Here is a 16,213-nt window from a genome sequence, read left to right on the forward strand (position 1 = left end):
ACACCTTCGCCCCACGCGCGCGACGGCGCCGGCCTGACCGGCGCCTCTCAATGAACGGATATGAAACGCCTTTGTGCGCTTGTTCGGCCGTTCGTCCGCGCGGGACTTCGCAAAGAATAGATCGGACAAGAAAACCGCTTCAACATGGCTCCCCCAACAACTGTCGCAACCGCCTCACTGCCGGCACCAGGCCGCTCACCGAAGCTGCTCATCTGGATCGTGGTCGCCGTCGGCCTCATCGCCGCCATCGGCGCTGCCGCGTACTTCCTTCTCCCCCGCTTCACGGGCGGTGCCGCTTCCACCGCCGAGGCCGCAAAGCCGGCGACGCCCGAGAAGCCCATCTTCGTGATGCTGGAGCCGCTCACCGTCAACCTGCAGGCGGAGGGCCGCAGCCGCTTCCTGCAGATCGGCATGGCACTGCGCGTACGCGACGAGCACACCAAGTCGCAGATCGTGGAGTTCATGCCCGAACTGCGCAGCCGCCTGCTGGTGCTGCTGTCGAACCGCCCGCCCGAGTCGCTGGTCACGCCCGAGGACAAGGCCAAGCTGGCCGACGAGATCCGCAAGGCGCTGAACGCACCGCTCACGCCCGAGACGCCCGAGCTGGGCATCTCCAGCGTCTCGTTCAACATCTTCGTCGTGCAGTGAGCACCACGTCACCTTTCTCCGGACGACAAGCGATCCATGGCGTATGAACAGGTGCTCTCGCAGGACGAGGTCGATGCGCTGCTGCAGGGCGTCACCGGCGACGTCGACCAGGTGGTTCCCCCTGCGCCGCCGAAGGACGGCCTGCCCGCCTACGACCTCGGCGCGCCCGACCGCGTGGTGCGCAACCGCATGCACACGCTGGAGGTCATCAACGACCGCTTCGCGCGCGGCCTGCGCGGCGCGCTGCTGAACTTCATGCGGCGCAGCCCCGACATCTCGGTGGGGCCAGTGCAGATCCAGCAGTTCGGCGAGTTCGTGCGGCACCTGCCGGTGCCCGCGAACATCAACATGATCCACATGAAGCCGCTGCGCGGCACAGCCCTCTTCGTGTTCGACCCGAAGCTGGTGTTCCTCGTGGTGGACAACCTCTTCGGCAGCGACGGGCGCTACCACGTGCGCGTGGAAGGCCGCGACTTCACGCGCACCGAGCAGCGCATCATCAAGCGCCTGCTCGACCTGTCGCTGCAGTGCTACGGCGATGCGTGGCAGCCCGTGTTTCCGCTCGACTTCGACTACGTGCGCGCCGAGATGCACGGCAAGCTCGCCAACATCGTCGCGCCCAACGAAGTGGTGATCAACACCACGCTGCAGATCGAGTTCGGCCCCGTGGGCGGCTTCCTGCACGTGTGCCTGCCCTACTCGATGATCGAGCCGATCCGCGACCTGCTCTCCAACCCGATACAGGACGAGGTCGAGGTCGACAAGCGCTGGGTCACGCAGATGTCGCGCCAGATGCAGTCCGCCGACGTGGAACTGGTGGCCGACTTCGTCTCCATGCCCTCGACCATCGGCGAAGTGATGAAGCTGCAGGTCGGCGACGTCATTCCCATCGAGCTGCCCGAGACCGTCGTCGCCAAGGTCGGCGGCGTTCCGGTGATGGAGTGCGGCTACGGCACCTCCAACGAGCGCTATGCGCTGCGCGTGCAAAACATGATCTCCCATCAAGACAGCGACCTGAAGAACGAACATGACTGACAACACCTCTTCCGCCGGCAACGACGCGGACGACTGGGCAGCCGCCCTGGCAGAGCAGACGGCGGCCTCCGCACCGGCCCCCACGGCTCCGGCCTCCACCGAACCCGCCGTGGCACCCGCCACCGCGCAGGTCTTCCAGCAGATCCAGGACACGCCGGCCGCCGCGCATTCGGGCGTGGCGCCGGTGGACATCGCGCGCGTTCTCGACGTGCCGGTGCAGCTCACCGCCGAGATCGGACGCACGCGCATCACCATCAAGAACCTGCTGCAACTGTCGCAAGGCTCGGTGGTGGAGCTCGACGGCCTGGCCGGCCAGCCACTGGACGTGCTGATCAACGGCTACCTGATTGCGCAGGGCGAAGTGGTGGTGGTAAACGAGAAGTACGGCATCCGCCTGACCGACATCGTCACTCCCTCCGAGCGCATGCAGAAGCTCGCGCGCGCATGAGTCTTCCCACCGTGCCAACACCAGTCCACGAAGTGGCTCCGGCCGCCGTCGGTGCCTCGGGCCTGCTGCAGGCCGGCTTCGGCATGGCGGTGGTGGTCGGCCTGATCTTCCTGTGCGCATGGGCGGCGCGGCGCTTCGGCCTGCAGCGCCTCGGCGGCGGGCAAGTCGTGAAGGTGGTGTCGAGCGCCGCTGTCGGCCAGCGCGAACGCGTGGTCGTGGTGGAAGTGGCCGACACCTGGCTGGTGCTGGGCGTCACGCCGAGCCAGGTCAACACGCTGCATACGCTGCCGGCCCAGGTGCAGCCTCATACCGCATCGACGGCATTCGCCTCGACGACGACCGCCGCCGCACCCCGCGCAGTGGAGCTCTTCGCCCGCAAGCTGCGCGAAGCCATCACCGGCAAGGCAAGCCCCGCCCCATGACGCACTCCGCATTGCGCCGCGGCCTGCGAGCCGCGCTGCTGCTGCTCGCCGCCACGCTCGTGCCGGCAGTGGCCTGGACCCAGGGCCTGCCCGGCATCACCAGCACGCCCGGCCCCGGCGGCAGCCAGACCTGGTCACTGAGCGTGCAGACCATGGTGCTGCTGACCTCGCTCACCTTCCTTCCCGCGCTGCTGCTGTCGATGACCAGCTTCACGCGCATCCTCATCGTGATGGGCCTGCTGCGCACCGCCATCGGCACGCAGACCTCGCCGCCCAACCAGATCCTCGTGGGGCTGTCGCTCTTCCTCACCTTCTTCGTGATGTCTCCGGTGCTCGACAAGGCCTACACCGACGCCTACAAGCCCTTCTCGGAAAACAGGATCAGCGCCGAAGCGGCGATGGAGCGCGGCATCGCGCCCTTCAAGACCTTCATGCTCAAGCAGACCCGCGAGAGCGACTTGGCGCTGTTCGCGCGGCTCGCGAAGGTGCCCGACATGCAGGGCCCCGAAGACGTGCCGCTGCGCATACTGCTGCCCTCCTTCGTCATCAGCGAGCTGAAGACCGCGTTCCAGATCGGCTTCACCATCTTCATACCGTTTCTCATCATCGACCTCGTGGTGGCCAGCGTGCTGATGTCCATGGGCATGATGATGGTGCCGCCTGCTTCGATTGCGCTGCCCTTCAAGCTGATGCTGTTCGTGCTGGCCGACGGCTGGCAGCTGCTCATCGGCGCGCTGGCGCAGAGCTTCTATCTCTAGGTTCCATCCCCAGGCTCTATCTCCAGGTACAGGCAGAGATGACCCCCGAATCCGTCATGACCATGGGCCACCGGGCCATGGAAATATCGTTGCTCATCGGTGCCCCGCTGCTGCTGGTGGCGCTCATCATCGGCCTGATCGTGAGCATCTTCCAGGCGGCCACGCAGATCAACGAGGCCACGCTGTCCTTCATTCCCAAGCTGCTCGCGGTGTTCGCCACGCTCGTGGTCGCCGGGCCCTGGATGCTGGACCGCATGCTCGACTACATGCGCGCGCTGTTCGCCGGCATTCCGCTGCTGTTGAACTGATCTGGCTTCCCGACGCGACGTGAGCTGACGTGACCCCGTCGATCATCTCGGTCACCTCGGCCCAGCTCGAGGGCTGGATGGTGGCCTTTCTCTGGCCCTTCGTGCGCATGCTCGCGCTGGTGAGCACCGCGCCCATCTTCGGCGAAGCATGGGTACCGAGGCAGGTGAAGGTGCTGATCGCAGCCATGCTGGCCTTCGTGATCTCGCCCACCATCGGCCCGCTGCCCGCCGTGCCGGTCGTGTCCGCGGGCGGCGTGTGGATCATCGTGCAGCAGGTGCTGATCGGCGCGGCCATGGGCTTCACAGTGCGGCTCGTGTTCACCGCAGTGCTTGCAGCGGGGGAATACATCGGCCTGCAGATGGGCTTGTCGTTCGCGTCCTTCTTCGATCCGATGAGCCACGGCAGCACCATGGTGGTGTCGCGCCTGCTGAACATGCTGGCGATGCTGATCTTCCTGGCGCTCGACGGCCACCTGCTGATGGTGAACGCGCTGGCGGAGAGCTTTCACACGCTGCCGATTGCGGATGCGCAGCTGGCGTCTCGCGGGTGGATGTTCCTGGCGCTGGCCATCGGCGAGATCTTTGCGAGCGGGCTGATGCTGTCGCTGCCGCTGATCACAGCGCTGCTTACGCTGAACCTGGCGATGGGCATCCTGAATCGTGCTTCGCCGCAATTCAGCATCTTTGCGGTGGGGTTTCCGCTGACGCTGCTGGCGGGGATCTTCATGTTGCAGTTGTTGATGCCGAATCTCGGGGCTTTCTTGGAGCCGAGGTTTGGGGAGGCTATTGCCAACATGCTTCGGTTTACGCAAGGGTTGCGGCCTTGATCTTTCGCGGTAGCTGAAGCTACAAGCGATGGGGGCATCCCCGCTTTCCTCGAATCGCAGATAGGTGCGTGGCTATACTGCGCCCGTCACGTCGACTACAGGCGTGATCGGGATTGGCGTCCCGTGCAATCACTGCGACGTAAGCCGCAGTTTCCCGCAGGGTCTGCGGCTTTGTCGTTCGTGCCTCCAGTTTTGGCGGCTCGACGGGAGGGCTCGCGCCCTGCCGGTTTCACGCAAGTGATTGCCCGGTACGCCAACCCGTCGAGCTGCCGCCCTCAATTGGCGTTGAGCGCGTCGGTTTCAGCAAACTGCAATCACTTGGAGGCCATTCATGGCTGCATCTGCTCGCGCGTCTGCGCACGTCTCTTCGTTTCCCGAATCTTCTGAAGCCGCCAGCATTGAATCGCTTGCGCTGCAGGCATGCGATGACATCGACAGCCTGCGAGAAATGCAGCGGGCGTACTCGTGCCTCGAAAAACTCGTTCTTCCGCAAGGGGTGAACGACACGGAAGAGGTCTATCCGAACCGGGTCGAACTCGGCGCACTGATCCGGGTAATCAATGAGGATTTGCAGCGACGGATAGAAGCGATGGACAGTACCTTGCAATCGCTTCGTGCAACCCTAAGCAATCAGGACTGATACGCGCAGCTCCGTAAGTCGGGAAGTCAAGCAGACGGTCGCACTCCCGCCCCTCCTTCCCCAAAGATCGCCCCATCATGGCAAGCAATCTGTATGAGCGTATCCATCGGAACAGCCTTCGAAAAAAGATACCCCTGCCCCACAAGCACCCCCATCTCCAGCAGCAGCGTCGACTGGTCCTCCGTCTCCACGCCCTCCGCAACCAGCGTGGCGTTGTAGCGAGTCGCGCTTTCCAACGCGAGCGACACGGCTTCGCGCATGCGCGGCTGGTCGATCCTTGAGATCATGCTGTGGTCGATCTTCACCTCCGTGAACGGGATGGTCGCCAGGGTCGTCAGCGCCGAGTAGCCCGTGCCGAAGTCGTCGAGCGAAAGTCCCACGCCCGCGCTTTGCAGCACGGCGATGTTGGTGCGCACCGTTTCCACATCGGGCACATGGCCGCTTTCCGTGATTTCGACGAACAGCAGCCGGGGCGGAACGTGCAGCAGCTTGAGGAACGACAGCACGCGGTCGCCGAAGAGCGGCAGCGTCAGCGTGGTGGCGGAGATGTTGACCGAAAGAGGTATGTGGCAGCCGGCGGCAAGGCAGCGCTTGATGTCGCGCCCGACGACTTCCAGCGTGCACCACTCGAACTGCGACAGGAGCTGGTGCCGGGTCGCGATCTCGATCACGTACGGCGGTGGCAGCAGATGGCCGTTCAGCGGATGCGCGCGCAGCAGCGCCTCGGCCCCGCACACGTGGCGCGTCAGCAGGTGGAACTTCGGCTGGTACTGCATCGGCGGGCTGGCGGTGCGGATCCAGTCGATCAGCATGCGCCGGACGTCCTCGTCCCTGTCGGCCTGGTCCGCAAACGAGCCGTGGAAATAGCGCACCGTTTGCTCGTTGCTCTGCAACGCGAGGTTCAGCTCTCGAAGGATCGCGGCGGCGTTCGCCTTCGAACCCGCCCGGACATTGGAAACGCCGATCCGCAGCTGCAGCGGCATGTAGGCGACATGAATCCTCCGCAGCGCCGCCACCACTTCGGCCAGCACGCGATGCGCCAGGTGATGCTGCTCCATCCACTCCAGCGAGGTTCCCTGCACCACCACGGTGAGCGAAAAGTCGTTCAGCTGAAAGCACAGGGGGTTGAATGTCTCGAGCGACTGGCCTGCCTGCCCCCGGGTCATGATGGAAGAGAGATGCTCCCACAGGTGGTCTGTCCAGTCGTGGCCGAGCGTGCGCACCATCTCCTTGAGGTTCGCGACCTGGAAGGTCATCAGGGCATGCTGCCTGTCGTCGGCCGCCAGCAGCTTCTCGAGAAATTCGCCGAGCGCCCGGCGGTTGGGAAGCCCCGTCAGATGGTTCGTGCGCGACGCGACCAGCGCGCGGGCGCGCGACTCCCTTTCCCGGGCATCCCCTCGAAGAAGCGCCAGCACGCAGGCAATGATCATCAGCGACAGCGCACAGCCGAAGACGTGAAGGACAAGGACGCGCGCGTTGACGATGGGAGGCACCAGCTCGAACGCATGGACCAGGCCGATCGAGAGCATGGTGAACGCAACCCGCGCGAGCCAGGCGCTGCAGATGTCGCGCCAGCCGAAGGAGGTGATCGGCTTGTGGCGCAGGCGGTAGTGCATGACGATGCCGCCGGCGACCATCAGGGTCATGTCGAGCAGGAACGCCGGCGCCTGGTGGAAGCCGCCGAACAGGAGCCTGGCGCCCACGATCAGCGTCCAGCCGATAGCCCCGCCGCGCCAGCCGCCCAGCAACCCCGACAGGAAGAGCAGGTCGGACCCGAGGTAGGGTTTGGACGGCAGGTTCATCAGCTGGAATGCCATCCCGAGAAGGACGAACCCCGTCAATCCCACCGTCCATCCGTAGAAGGTCGCCCGGCGATGGAGCGCCGCTTCGGACGACTTCGACACCATGAGCACCAGGCTGAAGACACCCAGCAGCGCCGCCGCCTGCATCAGGAGGATGGGGTAGTTGGCTACCTCAGCCTTCCAAACCGAAAGTACGAATTCCCACACGCTGGTGCTCCCGGTTTTTCGCGTCGCGCTGACGACGCCCACACATTCCTTTCATCTCCGTACGCAGCGACAGGGGACTCCGGCCTGGCCCCCAAGCGGCATCGAAGATCCGGGAGTTGTTGTTGTCGCCTCGTCAACCAGGGAGCCGCGGCGTCTCCGCGGATGCCGCGCCCTCTTCCTACAGATAGTTGAACAGCGAGATGCTGTTGAGCCTCGCGAAGGTCATCTGCGTGGCCTGCAGCGAGGACTGGCGCTGGTAGAACTCCGCGATGGCGCTGTAGGGGTCCAGGTCTTCGATGGAGGACAGGTACGAGTCTTCCTGCAGCTTGCGATCCGCTCCGCCCGAATTCAGCGAGTCGATCTCGCTCTGGCGCGACCCGACGGACGACAGCACCGTCAGCACGTTGTCGTGCGCGTTCGTCACCTTCACGTTGGCGGTGCTCAGCGCGTTCAGCAGCTTCGCCTGCGCGGCCGCGCCGCCGCCGGCCAGTGGCGTGCGCAGTGCGGTCACCAGCTCGCCGATGGAAGCGAACACGTCGGTGCCGGCGTTCTTCGCGGTAGACACGTCGAAGCTGTCGCCAGGCGCCGGCGTGCCGGTGATCTTGACCTGCACGCCGCCGAAAGTGACGGGCGTGTCCGGCGAGATCGGGCCGACGCCTGCCACCACGGGCGGGGTGTCCTTGGTCGTCACCGTGTAGCCGGTGGCGCTGAAGGTGATGGTGAAGTCCTTGCCGTAGTTCGGCGCCGTTGCATCGGTCACGCTGACGGAGCCGAACACGCCGGTGCCGGTGTTGCCTGCGGCGCCCGAGGCCACGTAGCCCGCACTGCCCTGCACCGACTGGAAGACGGTGCGGCCGTCGTCCGAGGTGGCCATCTGGCGCGCCACGTCGACCTGCATCAGCCGCTGGCCCTGGTCGCCCACGTACTGCACGCCGCCACCTGCAGCGGTCACGAAGGGCGGCGTTCCGCTCTTGAAGCCGGCGAACAGGTACTGGCCGCTGCTGTCTGTGGAATTGGCCACGCCCACCAGCTGGTCGTAGCTGCTCTGGATGGCGGTGGCGATGGATGCGCGGTCGGCGTCCGACAGCGCGGCGCCGCCGGCCTGCACGGTCAGGGTCTTGATGTTCTGCAGGATCGACGTCACCGAGTCGAGCGCGTTCTCCTCGTTGGAGAGCGAGAGCGACGCGCGCTGGCGGCTGGTGGCGTATTGCGAAATCTCCGACAGCGTCTGGCTCACGCCGAGCGCGCGGGCCGCGCCCACGGGGTCGTCGCCGGCCGAGAGAAACTTGGAGTTGGTGGCCAGCTGCTGCTGGACCCTGAACAGCTTCTGCTGCTGCTGGCCCATGGCCAGCACGTTCTGATCGTAGAAGGATTGGGTGCTGATGCGCATCGCTTTGCCCTGACTTGACTTGGTGACTCTTCCGGACGGGTTCTGCCCGAACTCAGCGGCCGATGCCGAGGATGGTGTCGAAGATGGTCGAGGCGGTCTGGATCACCTTCGCATTGGCCTGGTACATCTGCTGGAACATCAGCAGGTTGGCGGTTTCCTCGTCCTGCACCACGCCCGAGATGGAGTCGCGGCTGGCCTTGATCTGGCTGGTGACGCTGTCCTGCGTGGTGGCTGCGACCTTGATGGCCATGGAGCGGTTGCCGACTTCGCTGACCAGTTGCGAGTAGGCGCCGTTGAAGGTCGCCGTGCCGTTGGCCATGGTGGTCTTGCGCTGCAGCGCGCCCAGCAGCAGCGCGTTGCTGCCGTCCGATACGCCCGAGCTGTTCTTGCCGATGGTGAAGGTGTCGCCGTTCGCGGGCGCGCCGGTCATCGTGACGCTGACGCCGTCGAAGCTCATCTTCGCGCCGGCGGTGTAGGGCACGGGCGTGCCGGCCGCGTAGGTGGTGCTGGTGCCGTTGGCCAGCGTGACGGTCACGGCCGAGGTGGCGGGAAAGCCCGTCAGGTTGCCGGTGGCGGCGTCGTAGCTCAGCGTGAGGTTGGTGGCCAGCGGGGTCGCGGGGTAGCTCGCGTCCACGGTGGCCGCGCCCAGCGCGCCGGTGCCCTTGTTGCCGGCGGTGTTGCCGGTGACGATGGGCGAGGCTGCCGCCACCTTGGAGGGGTCGCGCGTGAGCACGTCGAGGTCGCGCGCGCCGGTGCGCGTGGGCTGGATCAGGAACGAGTCGCCCGCCTGCGCAGTGCCGCTGGTCGCCGCGAGGCTCACGCCGTCGAAGGTGATCGGGAAGGTGGTGAAGCTGCCCATCGACTGCTTGTCCGACAGGCGGGTGACGTTGTAGGTGAGCGTGCCGGCCACGTTGGTGACTTCCACGCTGTAGTCGCTGGTCGTGAGCTGCGAGGCGTTCGAAAGCGATGCGCCGAGCTGGAGATTGCCCGCGTTCTTCGCGTTCGAGAGCGCGACCGGCACGGCCTGCGTGAAGAAGTCCTTGCCCAGTGCGCCGCTCAGGTCCACGCCCAGCTTGTGCTGCGCGTTCACCGCGTCGGCCACCGACATTGCGAGCCGGCCGATGGCGTTCTGCGTGGGAATGAGCGTGTCGCGGCGGAAGGCAAGCAGGCCACCGAGCGTGCCGCCGGTGATGACGCCGTCTCCCAGCTCGGACGTGTTGCCCGCGAAGCCCTGCAGCGCGATGGCCTTGCGCGACGGGTCGGCCGCGGAGTTCACCGCGGCCATCGTGGCGGCGTAGTCGCCCACCACCAGCGACTGGCCGGTGGCGATGAACACGTTGTACTTGCCGTTGTCCTGCTGCAGCACCTTCACGTCGACGATCTGGCTCAGCTGGCTCACGAGCTGGTCGCGCTGGTCGAGCAGGTCGTTGGGCGGCTGGCCGCCGGCCATGGCGCTGATCTGGCTGATCTGCTGGTTGAGGCTGGCGATCTTGCCGGCGTAGGTGTTGATCTGGTTCACGCTGCCGACGATCTGGTCGTTGACAGAGGAGTTCATGTCCGACAGGTACTGGTCGGTCGAGCGGAACTTGCCGGCCAGCGCCTGCGCGGAGCTGATCATCTGCTGGCGCGCGGCCGGGTCGGCCGGCGTGTTGGCCACGCCCTGGATGCTGGTGAAGAAGCTCTGCATCAGCGGCGCGATGCCCGAGGTCTTGTCCGCCAGCAGGGTGTCGACGCGGGTGACCTGCGTGCCGTTGGTGGCGAGCGCGGCCGAGGCCGACTGCGCGATGGACAGCTGCGCCGTCAGGTAGCGGTCGTAGCTGCGCGAGACGGTCGAGACATTGGCGCCCGAGCCGATGAAGCCCGAGCCGGTGGCGTTGGGGCTGCCGGTGGCGATCTCCGCCACCTGGCGGCTGTAGCCCGTGGTGTAGGCGTTGGCGGTGTTGTGGGCCGTGGTCATCAGCGCGGTGCGCGCGACGCCGAGACCGCTCAGACCCGTGTAGAACAAACTTCCGGACATATGGCTTTACCTGTGGCTTTACCTGTCGATGAGGTACGTGAACTGGGGTGGCATCTTTCGCTTCTTTCACTTCTTTCGCTGCGATTCGATGCCTCTGTGCCTATATCGGCGGCAAGCGCCGAAAGTTGAGGGTCAGAACTCGGTCCAGTCGCCCTTGGCGTCGCCGGCCATGGCGAGCTGCGGCGCCGCCTTGGGCTCCTTGCGCGTTGGCAGGGCCTTGGCCGGGCGCTTGGGAGCGGGCTTGGCGGGCTTCGGGATCGGCGTGATGCGGGTGAAACCGGGGCGCCGCTGGGTGGCGACGGCGTTGTTGGCATCGAGCTTGAAGATGCTCACGGCCTGCACGAGGCTGCCGGCCTGCTCTTGCAGCGATTGGGCCGCTGCCGAGGCTTCTTCAACGAGCGCGGCGTTCTGCTGCGTAACCTGGTCCATCTGCGTGATGGCCTGGTTGATCTGCTCGATGCCCGAGGTCTGTTCCTGGCTCGCGGCTGTGATCTCGCCCATGATGTCGGTCACGCGGCGCACGCTGCCCACGATCTCGTCCATCGTGCGGCCGGCTTCTTCGACCTGCTTGCTGCCTTCTTCGACCTTTTCAACCGAATCGCCGATGAGCGTCTTGATCTCCTTGGCTGCAGCAGCAGAGCGTTGGGCCAAGCTGCGGACTTCGGAAGCGACGACAGCAAAGCCACGGCCTTGTTCACCGGCCCGTGCAGCTTCCACCGCTGCGTTCAACGCCAGGATGTTGGTCTGGAAAGCGATGCCGTCGATCACGCCGATGATGTCGACGATCTTCTTGGACGACGCATTGATCGAACCCATCGTGTCGACCACTTGGGACACGACGCTGCCGCCCTTCACGGCCACTTCCGAGGCGGACACAGCCAGCTGGTTCGCCTGCCGCGCGTTGTCCGCGTTCTGCTTCACCGTCGAGGTCAGCTCCTCCATCGAAGCCGCCGTCTGCTCCAGCGAACTCGCCTGCTGCTCCGTGCGCGAAGAAAGATCCTGATTGCCGGCGGCGATCTGCCCCGAGGCCGTAGCGATCGTGTCCGTGCCCATCCGCACTTCGCCCACCACCTTCGCCAGGCTGGCGTTCATCTCGCGCAGCGCGTGCATCAGCTGTCCCGTCTCGTCGCGGCTGCGCACTTCGATGTTCGCGCTCAGGTCGCCGGCCGCCACCGTCTCGGCCACCTCCACCGCATGGCCCAGCGGGCGCACGATGCCCCGCGTCAGGCGCCAGGAGAACAGCGCGCCCAGCACCAGCGCAATGCCCGAAAGCACCAGCAGCGTGGTCTCGCCGGCCTTGTGCTCGGCTTCGATGTTCCGTGCCAGCCCGTCGATGCGTTCACGCTGGTAGGCCGAGATCCTGGCCACGGCTTCCTCGTAGACAGCGAGCGCGGCCGCGAACTGGGTGTCGGCCATCTCCATGGCCTCCTCGTTCTTTCCTTCGGCCTTGAGCTTGTTGATCTTCCCGATGATCGACAGCACCAGCCCGCGCGGCTCGGCCACGCCGGCATACAGCTTCTTTTCTTCCGGGGAGCTCAGCAGTTCCTCGAGCTTCTTCTGCACCGGGTTGATCTGCGCCGACTTGTCAGCCCGGGCCTTCTCGAAATAGGCGACGACCTTGGGATCGGTCGCCTTGACCATCGCGAACGAGTTCGCGATCGCCGGCCCGAGCAGTACGGACCACTGGTTGGCCAGGCGCTCCTTGACCAGGGCGTTCTGCATCACGTCCTCGGTGGCCTTGCCCACGCTCGCCAGGCGCGACACGCCGGTGACGGCGATGACCGCCATCAGGAGCAGCACCATCGCGAAACCAAGGCCCAGGCGGGTGCCGATCTTCAGGTTGTTCAGGTTCATTTGACTTCCTTCTCCATTGTTCAGAATTCGGTCCAGTCGCCCTTGGCGTCACCGGCCATGGCGAGCTGAGGGGCTACCTTGGGCTCCTTGCGCGTTGGCAGAGCCTTGGCCGGGCGCTTGGGAGCGGGCTTGGTGGGTTGCTGGATCGGGGTGATGCGCGTGAAACCGGGGCGCGTGGTGGCCATGGCGTTGGCGTCCAGCTTGAAGATGCTCACGGACTGGACAAGGCTGCCGGCCTGTTCCTGCAGCGACTGGGCTGCTGCCGAAGCCTCTTCGACGAGTGCGGCATTCTGCTGCGTCACCTGGTCCATCTGCGTGATGGCCTGGTTGATCTGCTCGATGCCCGAGGTCTGCTCCTGGCTTGCTGCCGTGATCTCGCCCATGATGTCCGTCACGCGCTTCACGCTGCCGACGATCTCTTCCATCGTGCGGCCTGCTTCTTCGACTTGCTTGCTGCCTTCTTCGACCTTCTCGACCGAGTCACCGATCAGGGTCTTGATTTCCTTGGCGGCTGCAGCCGAACGCTGGGCCAGGCTGCGGACTTCAGAAGCCACAACTGCGAAGCCACGGCCTTGCTCGCCAGCGCGAGCGGCTTCCACCGCAGCATTCAACGCCAGGATGTTGGTCTGGAAAGCAATGCCATCGATCACACCGATGATGTCGACGATCTTCTTGGAAGACGCATTGATCGAGCCCATCGTGTCCACCACTTGGGACACGACGCTACCGCCCTTCACCGCGACCTCCGAAGCGGACACAGCAAGCTGGTTCGCCTGCCGAGCGTTGTCCGCGTTCTGCTTCACGGTCGAGGTCAGCTCCTCCATCGAAGCAGCCGTCTGCTCCAGCGAACTCGCCTGCTCTTCCGTGCGCGAAGACAGATCCTGATTCCCCGAAGCGATCTGCGCCGAGGCGGTCGCTATCGTGTCCGTGCCCGTACGCACCTCGCTCACGATCTTCACGAGGCTGTCGTTCATGCCCTTCAGGGCATCGAGCAATTGCCCGGTTTCGTCCGTCGTCCGTGCCTCGATGCGGCTGGTCAGGTCGCCCGCGGCCACCGACTGCGCCACCTTCACGGCATCTTCCAGCGGCCGGGCCACGATGCGCGCGATCCACAGCGCCAGCCCCAGGCCGAGCGCCACGGCGCCCACCAGCAGGCCGATCACCCAGAGCCTGGCCTGCGCATGCACGGCGTCGGCGGTCTGCCCGGCCCGGACGGCGCCCGCCAGGTTCACCTGCGTCAGCCTGTCCAGCGCGGCATTCATCTCGCGGCTGAGCTGCAGCGATTTGCCGCGGATCATGTTGCTCGCCTGGTCGGTGTCCTGCGTATGGGAAACGGCAATGATCTTCTTGTGCTCCAGCTCGTACTGCGAGAGCAGCTTCGCGAACACCGGATAGACCTCGCGCTCCTCGGGCTCCGAGATGAGCGCCTCGTATTCGGCGCGCTTCTTCTGCAGCGCCGCCCACGACGCGTCCATCGCCTTCTCGTATTCAGTCATCTCGTTGAACGAGCCCGACAGCGCATGCGCCATTTCCTGCGAGCGGAAGCCCGTCACCATGCCCTTGAGCTCGAGCAGCGAGCGCGTGGCCGGCAGCCAGTTGGTCGAGAGGTCGGTGGACATCTCGTGGACCTTGCCGAGCTGCATGACCGAGATCACGCCCAGGCAGGCCGTGAGCACGAGAACCGCGACGAACGACACAAGCAGCTTGGTCGCGATCTTGAGGTTGTAGAAGGTTTTGATGATCTTTCCTTGGGGGCCGCAGCCCGATAGCGTGTGTGGTTGCCGGTCCTTGGCCGGGCTCAGAACTCGCGCCAGCCGCCGGCGCCGGCAACCGCCAGCCGCGGTGCCGCCAACGGCGACGACCCGGCGCGCGTGGGCAGCCGTGGTTCTTCACCGAGCTTGAAAATGCTGACGGCCCGCACGAGGCCACCGGCCTGTTCGCGCAGCGACTGGGCGGCGGCCGAGGCCTCCTCGACGAGCGCCGCGTTCTGCTGCGTCGCCTGGTCCATCTGCGCGATGGCCTGGTTGATCTGTTCGATGCCCGAGGTCTGCTCCTGGCTCGCCGCGCTGATCTCTCCGATGATGTCGGTCACGCGCCGGACGCTGCCCACGATCTCTTCCATGGTCTTTCCGGCCTCGCCCACCAGGGCGGTGCCCGTGTCGACCTTGCCGACGGAGTCGTCGATCAGGCTCTTGATTTCCCTGGCCGCGGCAGCCGATCGCTGGGCCAGGCTGCGGACTTCGGAAGCCACCACGGCGAAGCCACGGCCCTGCTCGCCCGCACGGGCCGCCTCGACCGCTGCGTTCAGCGCGAGGATGTTGGTCTGGAAGGCGATGCCGTCGATCACGCCGGTGATGTCCACGATCTTCTTCGACGAGGCATGGATCGAGGCCATGGTGCCGACCACCTGGCCGACCACTTCGCCACCCCTGAGCGCCACGCCGGAGGCCGAGAGCGCCAGCTGGTTGGCCTGCCGTGCGTTGTCGGCGTTCTGCTTCACGGTGCCGGTGAGTTCCTCCATCGACGCCGCCGTCTGCTGCAGCGAACTGGCCTGTTCTTCCGTACGCACAGAAAGATCCTGGTTGCCGGCCGAGATCTGGCCCGAGGCGGTGGCGATGGCATCGGTGCCGGCGCGCACGCCGCCCACCACACCGGCCAGGCTCTCTCGCATGCTTTCGACGGCGCGGGTGATCACGCCCATCTCGTCGCGGCGGTCCGAGGCCAGCTGCCGCGACAGGTCGCCCTGGCCAAGGGCCTGCACGTGCTCGCTCAGCAGGCCGAGCGGCCGCACCGTGCGGCGGATGAAGACGATCAGCGCCGCGCCCAGCACCAGGGCCGCCAGCACAATGCAGGCGCCGATCCACGCCATCTGGCGATAGAGCACGTCCAGAACTTCCGAAGCGGGAAACTCCGCCACCGCCAGCCAGCCAGCCGCTTCGCTCCTGGCCACCGAGGCATAGCGCCGGTGGCCGTCGGCCGGCGAGAGCACCGGGCGCGCATCGTCGATCCATGTCGCGTCCGCTGCCGAGAGCCGCGACAGCCAGTCAGCCGATGCATCGTCCGGCAGGAGCTCGGCCAGTTTCTTGCCGGCCGCCGTCGGATGGAAGACCAGCGTTGCCGCGCCGGCGCCACCTGCGGGGTCGACGATGTAGAGCCCGCCGGTCTCGAAGATCCGCGTCTTGCTGACGGCTTCGCCGAAGGAGGCCTGCTGCCGGGAGATGTCCAGGCCGATGTAGAGCACCGCGACGACGCGGCCGGCCGCGTCGCGCACCGGCTCGTAGACCGTCATGTAGGGGCGCCCGAACAGCGTGATGCGGCCCACGAAGCGCTTGCCATCGCGCAGCACCGGATAGGCCCCGCTCTTGCGGTCCAGCAGCGTGCCGACGGCCCGCTCGCCGTTCTCCTTCTTCACCGAGGTGGTGACGCGGCGGAAATCCTCGCCCTGCGCGATGAACACGGTGGCATTGGCGCCGGGGAAATCGCGCGCGAAGGCATCCACTTCGGCGATGCGCGCTGCGTCGATCGGCGTGCCGTCGCTGTCCAGCGTTCCCTGCCCCGTGCCCTCGAGCACGAAGCTGGACGCGAACTGGCGCCGGAAGACGCCGAAGGCGTTCTCCGCCGTCAGGCGCATGGTCTGGTCGAAGATGTCCAGCGAACGGGCGATGGCTTCGGCCTTGGCATTGGCGTACTGGGCGGCGCTGCGCTTCTGCTGCGCGGAAGTCATTGCGTAGAAGACCGCCAGCACCAGCGTTGCCACCAGCAGCATGCCCGCGGCGGCACCGAGCGTCATGGTGCGGGCCAGCGGGACGAAGGCGAGTTCGCGCCGCGCGGGGTTCACGGTTTTCATTGGAGGAGCT

General features: G+C 66.0%; 14 protein-coding genes. 8 read left to right on the forward strand and 6 right to left on the reverse strand.

The window, feature by feature from the left end; translation table 11 throughout:
* The first annotated feature begins 144 nt into the window (after window positions 1-144).
* The 8 genes from fliL (at window position 145) to EJO71_RS02795 (ending at window position 5,086) form a co-directional block, all read left to right on the forward strand.
* Entirely contained in the window at window positions 145-648 is a 504-nt protein-coding gene (gene fliL, locus EJO71_RS02760) for a flagellar basal body-associated protein FliL (RefSeq protein ID WP_125946911.1), read from the forward strand.
* A gap of 36 nt (window positions 649-684) precedes the next feature.
* The gene (gene fliM / locus EJO71_RS02765) at window positions 685-1,683 is read left to right on the forward strand and encodes a flagellar motor switch protein FliM (RefSeq protein WP_125946910.1); all 999 of its coding nucleotides are present in this window, start codon (window positions 685-687) and stop codon (window positions 1,681-1,683) included.
* On the forward strand, window positions 1,676-2,131 hold the full coding sequence (gene fliN, locus EJO71_RS02770) for a flagellar motor switch protein FliN (RefSeq protein WP_125946909.1): 456 nt from the start codon (window positions 1,676-1,678) through the stop codon (window positions 2,129-2,131). The genes fliM and fliN overlap by 8 nt, the downstream gene beginning before the upstream one ends.
* Complete coding sequence (fliO, locus tag EJO71_RS02775) at window positions 2,128-2,553, forward strand: flagellar biosynthetic protein FliO (RefSeq protein WP_125946908.1); 426 nt, start codon at window positions 2,128-2,130, stop codon at window positions 2,551-2,553. The genes fliN and fliO overlap by 4 nt, the downstream gene beginning before the upstream one ends.
* Window positions 2,550-3,311 (forward strand): flagellar type III secretion system pore protein FliP, encoded by a 762-nt coding sequence (fliP, locus tag EJO71_RS02780; protein WP_125946907.1) that lies wholly within the window; start codon window positions 2,550-2,552, stop codon window positions 3,309-3,311. The genes fliO and fliP overlap by 4 nt, the downstream gene beginning before the upstream one ends.
* 38 nt (window positions 3,312-3,349) lie before the next feature.
* The gene (fliQ, locus tag EJO71_RS02785) at window positions 3,350-3,619 is read left to right on the forward strand and encodes a flagellar biosynthesis protein FliQ (RefSeq protein ID WP_125946906.1); all 270 of its coding nucleotides are present in this window, start codon (window positions 3,350-3,352) and stop codon (window positions 3,617-3,619) included.
* Between the two features lie 77 nt (window positions 3,620-3,696).
* On the forward strand, window positions 3,697-4,446 hold the full coding sequence (gene fliR / locus EJO71_RS02790) for a flagellar biosynthetic protein FliR (protein WP_125947407.1): 750 nt from the start codon (window positions 3,697-3,699) through the stop codon (window positions 4,444-4,446).
* Window positions 4,447-4,777: 331 nt separating this feature from the next.
* Entirely contained in the window at window positions 4,778-5,086 is a 309-nt protein-coding gene (locus tag EJO71_RS02795; protein ID WP_125946905.1) for a hypothetical protein, read from the forward strand.
* Between the two features lie 26 nt (window positions 5,087-5,112).
* Here the strand turns inward: EJO71_RS02795 and EJO71_RS02800 are convergent, their stop codons facing one another.
* From EJO71_RS02800 to EJO71_RS02825, 6 genes are all read right to left on the reverse strand, one after another.
* The gene (locus EJO71_RS02800; protein ID WP_125946904.1) at window positions 5,113-7,137 is read right to left on the reverse strand and encodes a GGDEF domain-containing phosphodiesterase; all 2,025 of its coding nucleotides are present in this window, start codon (window positions 7,135-7,137) and stop codon (window positions 5,113-5,115) included.
* A 136-nt stretch (window positions 7,138-7,273) separates the two neighbouring features.
* Entirely contained in the window at window positions 7,274-8,485 is a 1,212-nt protein-coding gene (gene flgL / locus EJO71_RS02805) for a flagellar hook-associated protein FlgL (RefSeq protein WP_125946903.1), read from the reverse strand.
* 52 nt (window positions 8,486-8,537) lie between these two features.
* Complete coding sequence (flgK, locus tag EJO71_RS02810; protein ID WP_125946902.1) at window positions 8,538-10,502, reverse strand: flagellar hook-associated protein FlgK; 1,965 nt, start codon at window positions 10,500-10,502, stop codon at window positions 8,538-8,540.
* Window positions 10,503-10,634: 132 nt separating this feature from the next.
* Window positions 10,635-12,356, reverse strand: a complete 1,722-nt coding sequence (locus EJO71_RS02815; RefSeq protein WP_125946901.1) for a methyl-accepting chemotaxis protein — start codon at window positions 12,354-12,356, stop codon at window positions 10,635-10,637.
* Window positions 12,357-12,376: 20 nt separating this feature from the next.
* Window positions 12,377-14,095, reverse strand: a complete 1,719-nt coding sequence (locus EJO71_RS02820) for a methyl-accepting chemotaxis protein (RefSeq protein WP_125946900.1) — start codon at window positions 14,093-14,095, stop codon at window positions 12,377-12,379.
* 59 nt (window positions 14,096-14,154) lie between these two features.
* Window positions 14,155-16,203, reverse strand: coding sequence for a methyl-accepting chemotaxis protein (locus EJO71_RS02825; RefSeq protein ID WP_125946899.1), 2,049 nt, complete (start codon window positions 16,201-16,203; stop codon window positions 14,155-14,157).
* Window positions 16,204-16,213 lie beyond the last annotated feature (10 nt).

The sequence above is a fragment of the Variovorax sp. 679 genome (assembly GCF_003952185.1).
Lineage (GTDB): Bacteria > Pseudomonadota > Gammaproteobacteria > Burkholderiales > Burkholderiaceae_C > Variovorax.